This is a genomic window from Novosphingobium sp. 17-62-19 (genome assembly GCF_002256775.1).
GTDB lineage: Bacteria > Pseudomonadota > Alphaproteobacteria > Sphingomonadales > Sphingomonadaceae > Novosphingobium.
In genome coordinates this window covers 1-9,899 of sequence record NZ_NCII01000109.1, presented here as the reverse complement: position 1 = coordinate 9,899, position 9,899 = coordinate 1, and the positions used below count along the sequence as shown (strand labels likewise).

Annotated in this window: 9 protein-coding genes; 8 read left to right on the top strand and 1 reads right to left on the bottom strand. The window is 60.6% G+C overall.

The genetic code is table 11. The features are described 5' to 3' along the window. The first annotated feature begins 44 nt into the window (after nt 1-44). Nucleotides 45-311, top strand: a complete 267-nt coding sequence (locus B7X90_RS16530; protein ID WP_366409801.1) for a hypothetical protein — start codon at nt 45-47, stop codon at nt 309-311. Nucleotides 312-370: 59 nt separating this feature from the next. Continuing rightward, on the top strand, nt 371-1,483 hold the full coding sequence (locus B7X90_RS16525; protein WP_292626271.1) for an NAD(P)-dependent alcohol dehydrogenase: 1,113 nt from the start codon (nt 371-373) through the stop codon (nt 1,481-1,483). A 15-nt stretch (nt 1,484-1,498) separates the two neighbouring features. Here B7X90_RS16525 and B7X90_RS16520 read toward each other — a convergent pair whose 3' ends face one another. Beyond that, nucleotides 1,499-2,119, bottom strand: a complete 621-nt coding sequence (locus B7X90_RS16520) for a TetR/AcrR family transcriptional regulator (protein ID WP_292626269.1) — start codon at nt 2,117-2,119, stop codon at nt 1,499-1,501. 153 nt (nt 2,120-2,272) lie between these two features. On the opposite strand from B7X90_RS16520, the gene B7X90_RS16515 reads away from it, so the two are divergent. From B7X90_RS16515 to B7X90_RS16490, 6 genes are all read left to right on the top strand, one after another. Then, nucleotides 2,273-3,175 (top strand): TIM barrel protein, encoded by a 903-nt coding sequence (locus B7X90_RS16515; protein ID WP_292626266.1) that lies wholly within the window; start codon nt 2,273-2,275, stop codon nt 3,173-3,175. Nucleotides 3,176-3,212: 37 nt separating this feature from the next. Next, the gene (locus tag B7X90_RS16510; RefSeq protein ID WP_292626264.1) at nt 3,213-5,591 is read left to right on the top strand and encodes a TonB-dependent receptor; all 2,379 of its coding nucleotides are present in this window, start codon (nt 3,213-3,215) and stop codon (nt 5,589-5,591) included. A 94-nt stretch (nt 5,592-5,685) separates the two neighbouring features. Then, nucleotides 5,686-6,606 (top strand): alpha/beta hydrolase, encoded by a 921-nt coding sequence (locus B7X90_RS16505; RefSeq protein WP_292626262.1) that lies wholly within the window; start codon nt 5,686-5,688, stop codon nt 6,604-6,606. Between the two features lie 2 nt (nt 6,607-6,608). After that, nucleotides 6,609-7,943 (top strand): family 1 glycosylhydrolase, encoded by a 1,335-nt coding sequence (locus B7X90_RS16500; RefSeq protein WP_292626274.1) that lies wholly within the window; start codon nt 6,609-6,611, stop codon nt 7,941-7,943. Then, nucleotides 7,943-9,163: an MFS transporter gene (locus B7X90_RS16495; RefSeq protein ID WP_292626260.1), complete on the top strand. Its 1,221-nt coding sequence runs from the start codon at nt 7,943-7,945 to the stop codon at nt 9,161-9,163. Before B7X90_RS16500 ends, B7X90_RS16495 begins: the two co-directional genes overlap by 1 nt. A gap of 66 nt (nt 9,164-9,229) precedes the next feature. After that, nucleotides 9,230-9,598 carry a hypothetical protein gene (locus tag B7X90_RS16490; protein WP_292626259.1) on the top strand — a complete coding sequence of 123 codons (369 nt, stop codon included), beginning with the start codon at nt 9,230-9,232 and terminating at the stop codon, nt 9,596-9,598. Nucleotides 9,599-9,899: the final 301 nt, after the last annotated feature.

Here is a 9,899-nt window from a genome sequence, read left to right as displayed (position 1 = left end):
AGGTGACGGCCAAGGCCGCCTGATGCCCGGAAGGCAACTCGCTCTTGCCGTGCCGCCAAGCGCTGGAGAACCGTGCCAATCAGCGCCGGAGGTCACACTATCTGCCACTTCGCCGCCAGCCGATCGACATCGTCAACGCCAGCCTGACTTACCGCGAACCTGACGGAAAGTGGGATCTGACGGTCGGCGGGACCAACCTGACCGACGAACGCTACCTTGTCTCGGCCGGGGCCAACGATGCGGCAGGCGTATATTTCGGCAGCTATAACCGCCCACGCGAATGGTACGCCCGCGTCGGCTTCCGCTTCTGATGACCAGTTGGGCCCGGCAGGAGTGTCGGGTCCATTTCCCGTTCTGACAGAGAGAGACAATGGCGATCACTGCTAAAGCTGCCGTGCTGCGCGAAGCTGGCACGCAAGCCACAATCGAGATCGTGATTGTGGAAGCCCCGCGCGCCGACGAAGTACTGGTTGCGATGCGAGGCGTGGGTGTGTGCCACACCGACATGGTGATGCGCGATGGGCAGCTGCCCGTGCCATTGCCGGTTGTACTCGGCCACGAAGGATCAGGTGTGGTCGAGGCCGTTGGCACCGACGTAACCGATCTTGCGGTGGGCGATCATGTGGTGCTGAGCTTCATGTCGTGCAGCCATTGTCCGAGTTGCCACGCACATCAGCCCGCATACTGCCATTCGTGGGTGCCACTGAACTTTTTCGGCACCCGTGCCGACGGTTCGACTGCCCTAACCGATGCAGGCGGCAATCCGGTCCACAGCCACGTCTTCGGGCAATCGTCCTTTTCCACGCACACTCTGGTCAACCGCCGGAATGCCGTGAAAGTCGATGCGGATCTTCCGCTACATCTCCTCGGCCCCTTAGGCTGCGGTATCCAGACCGGCGCTGGTGCTGTGCTGAATTCCTGCAAGGTACGGCCCGGATCGAGCGTGGCTGTCCTTGGCACAGGAGCGGTCGGAATCTCTGCGATTATGGCGGCACGAATTGCCGGCGCTGCCGTTGTGGTCGCGCTCGACATCAATGAAGTCCGCATCGCATTGGCCCGCGAGTTGGGAGCCACCCACGGCTTCCGCGCTGACAGTGCTGACTTCCCCGCACACGCAAGTGCCGCAGGATGTCCGGCCGGCTTCGACTACATCATTGATACGACCGGCCTGCCCCAGGTGGTAAACGCCGCCATCCATGCGCTTGCGCCACTTGGCGAACTTGCGCTGGTCGGCGCTTATCCCCCCGGCGCCAATATCGTCGCCGATGCAACACACCTGATGAGCGCGGGACGCGTTGTTCGCGGCGTGGTAGAAGGCAGTGCGGACCCGCAAAGCTTTATTCCGCAACTCATCAGCTACTACCGCGAAGGCCGCTTCCCGTTCGACCGCCTCATTGAGGTCTTCGATTTTGAAGCGATTGCCGATGCCTTTGTGGCAGGCGAAAGTGGGCGGGTCGTCAAGCCAGTTCTCTGTTTTTCTTGAGGCACTACCTCAAGATCAGGCATCGAACAGCCGCAGCGCTTGGGCAACCAGCGCTTCTGCAAGCTCGTCACGCTCCGGTTCCGGTTGTGGCGTGCGGATCATGGCGTGATTTGTCTGTAGAGCGAAACCGTACACAGCGCACCACAATGTCGCTGTGCGGATGGCGCGCTCCCGGTCGGGTAGCTCGGGCGCGACGGTAAGCATGATTTCATGCAGACTGCGAAACCCCTGATCCTGCGCCTCCAGAATTTCGGGTGCAGGCCCTTCTCGCACAAGCTCGCTCTCGTACATCAGCGCAAAAAGGCGCCGATTGTGGGCAGCAAAGCGCAGGAAGTTTAAAAGCAGGCCGCGCAGGATTTCACGTGGCTCAGTGCTGTCCACACCAATGAGCGAACTTTCGAACATCGTGCGGTACCCGTCGAGCGCTATCGCCAGCAGCAATGCTCTGCGGTCAGGGAAGTGGTGGTAGGGTGCCGCAGAGCTCACGCCGATCTCGTCAGAAAGGCGGCGCATCGAAACACTTTCATAGCCTTCACGCACGATGAAGGCCTTGGCTGCGTCGAGCAGTTCCTGACGTAGATCTTCCCGGTGGGAAGGTCGCCCGCGTTTTTCCCTCGTCAGCTGCTTCGATGCCATGCCTGTCCTGTGCGGCGAATCCGCATTTTTCGCAACCCCTCCGACTGCAAAAACAAGCGGTGCTTATTTTCCGCTTGCAGCTTAAATGAACGTCGCTTAAATAGTGCGCATTGAGCAGCGTTTATTAAGAATGACGCTGAGGAGGGGTACCAAGTGACAGGCTTCCGATACGGCGTTTCGCTGTACAGCTACACAGACGACTTCGGCACGGTCATGACGCTCGACGATGCGTTCGATCACGTCGCCGACACCGGTTCGACCGGCATCGAGATTCTCGGAGAAACGAGCGTTCCGCTCTACCCCGAGCCGCCTGCAGCGTGGTTGGACCATTGGTTCGCGCAGCTTGATCGCTACAAGCTGGAGCCGACCAACTTTGCCTGCTGGGTCGACACGCGCATCCAGATTGATCGCAATATGAGTGTGGAGGAAGGTGCTGCGCAGATCGCGCAGGACCTGCGCCTTGCGCACAAGTTGGGCTTCAAGTTCGTTCGCCCCAAATTCGGCGTGATTGACCATGATCTGACGCCAGACCCGATCTGGGAAGGTGCGGTCGAGCGCAATCTCGACCTGGCGCACCAATTGGATCTGGTGATCCTGCCTGAGATTCACTCACCCACACCCATCCGCCATCCGGTGACTGACGCCTACGTGAAGTTCATCGAGCGGACCGGGACTAAGAACTTCGGCCTGATGATCGACACCGGCATCTTCCAGGACCGTCCGATCGACGTATGGGGTGGCGGGGCCACGGACGAGATCAAGAAGGGCGCTCTGAGCTTCCTCAACGGCATCAAGGTGCCAGTCGAGCATCTGGAAGACGTGATCCAGTACGTGCCTTTCATCCAGGCCAAATTCCACCACATCGACGAGACCCTGCACGATCACCAGATCCCATGGGAACGCATTGTGCCGATGCTCAAGAAGCTTGGCTACTCCGGCTACCTTTCCAGCGAGTACGAGGGCGAGCGTGCGCCGTGGGTGGCGATTGAGCATCCTGCCCTGAACGGTCAGAACCGTCAGGACAGGACGCCGGACGCGCGGACCGGCAGGGCATAGCCAAATCCGCACAAAATCTAAGAGGGAGGATACACTCATGAATATTCGCAGGAAGACCCGGCTCGTGCAGTCGGCATCAATTGCAGCCATCGCGCTGCTTTCGTCGGCACCAGCCTTTGCGCAGGCTGCTGACGATCAATCGAGCGACGAGGCCACCGCACAGGGCGAAATCATCGTCACCGCACAGCGCCGCAGCGAGAACGTGCTGAAGGTTCCTGTCAGCGTGACCGTGGTCGGCGCTGAACAGCTATTGCAGCGCGGCGCGAACGACTTGACCGCCGTAACCAAACTGGCGCCCAGCCTTCAGGTGGCGCAGGACAACACCTTCTCGGTCCGCGGCGTCGGCACGGCCACGTTCTCCAACACAGTGGAAGCCAGCGTTTCGCAGGTTATCGATGACGTCGTGCTGGGCAACCGCGAATATGCGGCGAACGCCTTCTATGACGTTGCCCGCGTTGAAGTCCTGAACGGGCCGCAGGGCCTGCTGTTCGGCAAGAACGCCTCGGCCGGTCTGGTGAACATCACCACAAACAAGCCCAAGCTGGGCGAGATGTCGTTCAGCGCAGACGGCGAACTGGTGCAGCGTGCCCGTCCGGGCGACGATGGCACCGGCTATCAGGTCCGCTCGACGGTCAACGTGCCGGTGGGCGAAAATGCAGCCCTGCGCCTCAACGCCATCTACAGCGATCAAGACCCGATCACTGTTGCAAATGTCAATCCTGCGGTCCGCAATGACCTCGCCCTCGAAAACCTTGGCCTTCGCGCCAAGTTCCTGTTCGAGCCGACCGACAACCTGTCGGTCTATGTGATCGGTGACTACAACCGTCAGCGCGGCATCACTGGCCGCTATGACATCACGTTCCGCCAGTTCGGCCCCGGCAGCCAGTACCCTGCCCGCGGCCTTGTTGCTGGCAACGAAAACCTGATCTTTGGCGCCGAGGCACCAAACTTCCGCGACAGCGATACCGGTGGGCTTCAGGCCAACATCAACCTGCTGCTTGGCAACGGGATGGAACTGAGCAGCATCACCGCATGGAAGCAGGCTTCGGTCGATTTCCAGTTCGATTCCGACCAGACACCGTTCAACTTCTTCAGCTTTAACGGTGCCAACCAGAAGTACGACCAATACTCGCAGGAACTGCGCCTTGCTCTGCCCAGCGGCAACGCGCTCTCCGGTCAGTTCGGTCTCTACTACTACCGCTCGATCGGCAACAACGCAGGCTTCCGCGGCGGCAACAACGGCGTGTCAGACTTCGTGGCGTCCGGCTTCCCGTTCTGCATCGGCGCGACGGTTACTGCCGGTCCGCCGCCAGCCTGCGGCGTGAGCAACCGCTCGTTCCTGGGGCAGGACTTCGAGTATCGCCTGACGAACGACAGCTATGCAGGGTTCGGACAGCTTGGCTACCAGTTGACCGACACGTTCAAGCTGACCGCCGGTGCGCGCCTGACCTATGAAAAGGCGCAGATCAACTTGCGCGAAAACTTCGGAAACTACTTCGTCACGCTTGGCGTGAAGAACAATGTAGCCGCACAAACCACCGACGCCACGGATCTCAGCTACAAGGTCGGCTTTGATTGGCAGGCAACGCCTGACATGATGGTCTACGGCTTCTATGGCGAAGGCTTCAAGGGTCCGGGCTTCTCGAACACGGCCCCCGCTCCTGGTGCCGATCTTGCGGTCCGCCCCGAAATCTCGCGCGGTGGTGAGCTTGGCATCAAGGGCAAGGCGCTCGACGGCGCGCTGACATTCAGCGTTTCGGGCTTCTACACGAAGTTCTATGACCTGCAGGTTCAGGCCTTCGTGCAGGCGCTGCGCACCTTCGTACTCGGCAATGCCGCAACGGCGACGACCAAGGGCGTGGACTTATCGTTCCAGGCCCGTCCGGTGGAAGGCCTGACCCTTTCGGGTTCGGCTTCATATGCCGATGCAACGTTCGACGATTACCCGGGCGCGCAGTGCTTCCCGACGCAGACGAGCGCTGGTTGCAAGGCTGACATCAACTCGTCACTGCCGGGCTTCGTCGGCACGTTCAACGCCAAGGGCTATCAGTTGCCGCTGTCGTCGAAGTTCACCGCCACGCTCGGCGCTGAATATGCCACGCCGATCTCGGATGGCCTCGAAGCGCAGTTCGGCGTGGGCTACTATCACCGCTCGCCGCAATCGTCAGGCATCGGTGCGCCGTTCACGATCCCGACCTGGGATACGATCGACCTGCGCGTCGGGGTGCAGGCCGAGAACTGGAGCATCAACCTGTTCTGCAAGAACTGCACGAACGACATCCGCCCGATCTCGATTGGCTCGGATGGCGGTGATGCCAACCCGGTCGGCACCGCCCCGCCGGTGCTGACGCTGAACCAGCGCTTCAGCTTTGAATCGGTCCGCACCATCGGTGTGCGTGCGGGCATCAATTTCTAAGGCCAATGGGGCCGTCACCTTGCAGGTGGCGGCCCTTGCTTTCCCGTATCCGGCAAAGATCGGGGCGGGACTGTTTGAAGAGAGGGATGCCCTGATGACCTTGCCCGCACTTCGCCGCTCAATGCTGGGCATGAGTTTGCTACTGACTGCGGCAGGCTTTCCTGCGGTCGCACAGAGCGGAATTTCCACCGAAACAATCGCAGCACCAACGCAGCCGAACACCATTCTGCTGCCGACGGCAGACAAGCTTGACCATGAAGTCTGGCATCCGAGCGACATGGGCCGTTACGCCGTGCGCAATGTCACCCGGCCAACGCTGACTGCGTTCCGTCCCGTGGGCAAACCGTCGCCTGCTTCGGTCATCATCGCGCCGGGCGGTGCTTTCCTTGGTCTGGAGATGGACAAGGAAGGCTGGGAAGTAGCACGCTGGTTCGCCAACCACGGTGTGACAGCCTTTGTCCTCAAGTATCGCACACTGCCCACGCCGCCCGACCAGAAAGTGTTCGTGGCAGAGTTGGACAAGATGATTTCCGGTCAGAAAAGCGTCATGGCCCCGCCCGAAGATACCCCGGCAGACGCGCTGGCCGATGGCCTTGCCGCGCTGCGCCACGTCCGCGCCAATGCTGCGGAGTATGGTATTGATCCGCGACGTGTAGGCTTTATGGGCTTTTCCGCAGGCGGCTTCCTCTCGCGCAGCGTGGTGGAGAAGGGCGGCACTGATCGGCCAGATTTCGTCGCCCCGATCTACCCCAATATGTCAGCAATGAATGTGCCAGCCGATGCCCCGCCGATGTTCGTGGCGATTGCCGCAGATGACTTCCTGCTTGCGCGACAAAAGGGCTTGCCGCTGCTGGAAAGCTACCGCGCAGCCGGAAAATCGATCGAGTTCCACCTGTTCTCGGCAGGCGGGCACGGCTTTGGGGCTGGCCCCGCCGGAACACCCGCCGAAGGATGGCTTGATCTGATGTATCGCTGGATGCGGACGCAAGGTTTGCTGGGAACAGAGAAGAAATGACCATGATGGATCGGCGCAGCCTGATAGGGTCAGCACTGGCCCTTGGCGCATCCACTTCGTTGGGTCCGAGCATGGCTATGGCACGCGCAGCCAAGCAAAAGTCCTTCGATCCGGCCTTTCCCGAAGGCTTTCTCTGGGGCGCTGCCACCGCCGCGCATCAGGTAGAGGGCAACAACCTCAATGCCGATCTCTGGGTGATCGAGAACGTCCCCGGAACGATCTTTGCCGACCGGTCAGGCGACGCCGCCAACAGTTTCGAGCTTTGGCCGGTGGACCTTGATCTGGTAAAGGGCATGGGCCTCAATTCCTACCGCTTCAGTCTGGAATGGGCGCGGATTGAGCCGGACGAGGGGCATTTTTCCCTTGCCATGCTCGATCACTACAAGGCGATGATCGAAGGCTGCCGCGTTCGCGGTATCAAGCCCGTCGTCACGTTCAACCACTTCACCACACCGCGCTGGTTTGCGGCACAGGGTGGATGGCACAATCCAGAAGCGCCCGCACTTTTCGCCCGGTATTGCAGCCGCGCTGCGCAGCACTTGGCCCATGGCATTGAACTGGCAACCACGCTCAACGAACCCAACCTTGCTGGCGTGATCGGAGAGATCCTTCCTCCCCAACTGATGGCAGGCGACAAAGCCACACAGGAAGCCGCGGCAAAGCAGTTGGGCGTGCCGCTCTATACGCCCGGCGTGTCGCTCTACATCAAGGACACCAGAACATACCGCGCAAACATGATGGAGGCGCATCGCCAGGGCGTTGCCGCCATCAAGGCCGTGCGAAGCGATCTCCCGGTCGGCGTGAGCCTTGCCATCCTCGACGATCAGGCCATCGGCATGAATTCGATGCGGGACCGCATCCGCGAACGCTATTATGGCGAGTGGCTGCGTCTTGCCGCAGAAACCTGCGATTTCATCGGCGTGCAGAACTACGAACGCAAAATCTGGAACGACAAGGGCGCACTGCCGCCGCCTGCCGATGCACGCCGCAACGCAGGTGGCGCCGAAGTATGGCCGGGATCACTGGCAGGCGCCGTCCGCTATGCCTATGCGGCAACGAAGCTGCCGGTCTACGTTACCGAACACGGCGTGAATGCCGATGACGACGCGCTGCGCCAATGGCTGATCCCAGCCGCGCTGACCGAACTCAAGCGGGCGATGGAAGATGGCGTGCCCGTCCATGGCTATTTCCACTGGTCCCTGATCGACAACTTCGAATGGGGCTTTGGCTATCACCACCACTTCGGCCTCCATTCGTTCGATCGTGAAACATTCCAGCGCACTGCAAAGCCCAGCGCCGCCGTGCTTGCAAACATTGCAAAGAGAAACAGCCTGTGATGCAGACCGAAACAGTCAAACAAGCGGGATTGCCGCAAGGGCTCCTGATCATTCTGGCCGGCTTTCTGCCGATCCTTGCCATCGTCGCCCTGACACCGGCGGTGCCTTCCATGGTGGCCCATTTCGGCGACAACCCTGCCGCCATGACCTTGGTGCCGCTTGCCGTAACAGCACCGGGCCTGATGATCGCACTGTTCTCGCCACTGATGGGATGGCTGACCGATCGTTGGGGCCGACGCAGGCTGCTGCAGTGGGCAACGCTCGTCTACGGCTTTGTCGGGGTGGCGCCGTTCTTTCTGGAAAGCCTTCCTGCCATCATCGCGTCGCGCCTCGTTCTTGGGCTGTGCGAAGCGGCGATCCTGACGGTAACCAACACCCTCATCGCGGATTACTATCCAGAGGCCGGCCGTCGGAACTGGCTTATGGCGCAGGCTGCATTCGGGCCGATCTTTGGCGTTTCGGTGCTCATCGGGTCGGGCCAGTTGGCTGCTATCGACTGGCACTATTCGTTCCTGATCTATGCGGTCGCGTTCCCCATCTTCGTGGCCATGATGATCTGGCTGTTCGAACCCGATCGCGAAACGGCCCATGTCTCGTCCGGCAGCACCGGCTTTCCCATGCGCCATGTGCTGACCTGCGGCGCGGTGACTTTGCTCGGTGCGTCGCTTTACTACGTCTATATCGTGCAAATCGGCCTTGCTTTTGAAGGCATTGGCCTGCGCGATCCCGGCCGCGTGGGGATGCTGGTGGGCCTTGCCAATATCGGCGTGTTCCTTGGCGGCCTGGCGTTCAAACCGCTGTCAGTCCGATTTTCAACCCCGGCACAAATCGCCACGTTCTTTGGCCTGATGGGGCTGGGCATGGTCGGCATCGGCCTTACCAGCACATCGACAACGATGACCGCCGCGGCAACGTTGCAGCAGGTCGGCGCGGGAATCCTGATCCCCGCCCTCGTCCTGTGGGCAATGCGCGACGTGGCACCGCTGCATCGCGGCAAAGCGATGGGCATCTGGAGCGCCTGCTTCTTCTTCGGGCAATTCAGCAGTCCCCTGTTGGTAACAGGCACACGCTGGGGCGGCGCAGACATTGCCGCCGCATTTGCGGTTCTGGGTGCAGTGGCGCTTGTTTCGTCAGTTGCGGCCTTGGTGCTTAGCCGGTTCAACCACGGCCTTGATGGTTCACGCCTGCCGATCAAGGATACTGCCGCCTCATCAAATTGATGCAGTTTTTGTTGGCACGCTCATCAACCCGGCATAACCTGCGCGCCGACCGAAAGGGAGTGCGCCATGTCCGATGGGTTCGATGCCGTGTTCACCGAGCTGCGCGCAATCCTGCTGGAGCAAGCGGGCGGCATGGTGGTGACACTCAATGCACCCGGCCATCTGGTGATGAAAACACCGTGGAACGAGCCGGGCAAAACGGAGCCTGCGTGGTTCGGCATGGTGCAGGTCAAGAAGGCCTACGTCTCGTGCCACCTGATGCCGCTCTACGCGCTGCCCGCCCTGCTAGAGGGCACATCGCCTGAATTGCGCAAGCGGATGCAGGGCAAGAGCTGCTTCAATTTCAAGAAGGCAGAAGCCGACCTCTTCACCGAACTCGCCACCCTCACCCGCCGCTGCGCCGAGGCCTATGCTGAGCCGGTGGGGGTTACCTAATGTCTAGTATATGCCGAGCCAGAGGCATCCCGATGACTAGAAGCCCACCATACCTTGAACGGGCTTGCGCAGCTTGCCTCCTACCAATGATGGTTAAAAAAGTTTTGCCGCTCTCTTGAATGCACATTTTTTGTGCCTAGATTGCACATGTGGTTGCTATTCGGGCAATCGCCCAGCCGCAGGGCGCGCGGAGGAAGTGCCGGCTTAGAGCGGTTTTCGATCAATCCGGGTCATATCCGCATGAACTGAAGTAGTTGGCGCATTCTGGTGGCTTGAAGATGTCGACGAGGCTGCCGATCAG

Coding starts and splice junctions, on each gene's coding strand:
- B7X90_RS16490 (WP_292626259.1), top strand. CDS start 9,230: ATGTCCGATGGGTTCGATGCCGTGTTCACCGAGCTGCGCGCAATCCTG.
- B7X90_RS16500 (WP_292626274.1), top strand. CDS start 6,609: ATGATGGATCGGCGCAGCCTGATAGGGTCAGCACTGGCCCTTGGCGCA.
- B7X90_RS16520 (WP_292626269.1), bottom strand. CDS start 2,119: ATGGCATCGAAGCAGCTGACGAGGGAAAAACGCGGGCGACCTTCCCAC.
- B7X90_RS16495 (WP_292626260.1), top strand. CDS start 7,943: ATGCAGACCGAAACAGTCAAACAAGCGGGATTGCCGCAAGGGCTCCTG.
- B7X90_RS16525 (WP_292626271.1), top strand. CDS start 371: ATGGCGATCACTGCTAAAGCTGCCGTGCTGCGCGAAGCTGGCACGCAA.
- B7X90_RS16505 (WP_292626262.1), top strand. CDS start 5,686: ATGACCTTGCCCGCACTTCGCCGCTCAATGCTGGGCATGAGTTTGCTA.
- B7X90_RS16510 (WP_292626264.1), top strand. CDS start 3,213: ATGAATATTCGCAGGAAGACCCGGCTCGTGCAGTCGGCATCAATTGCA.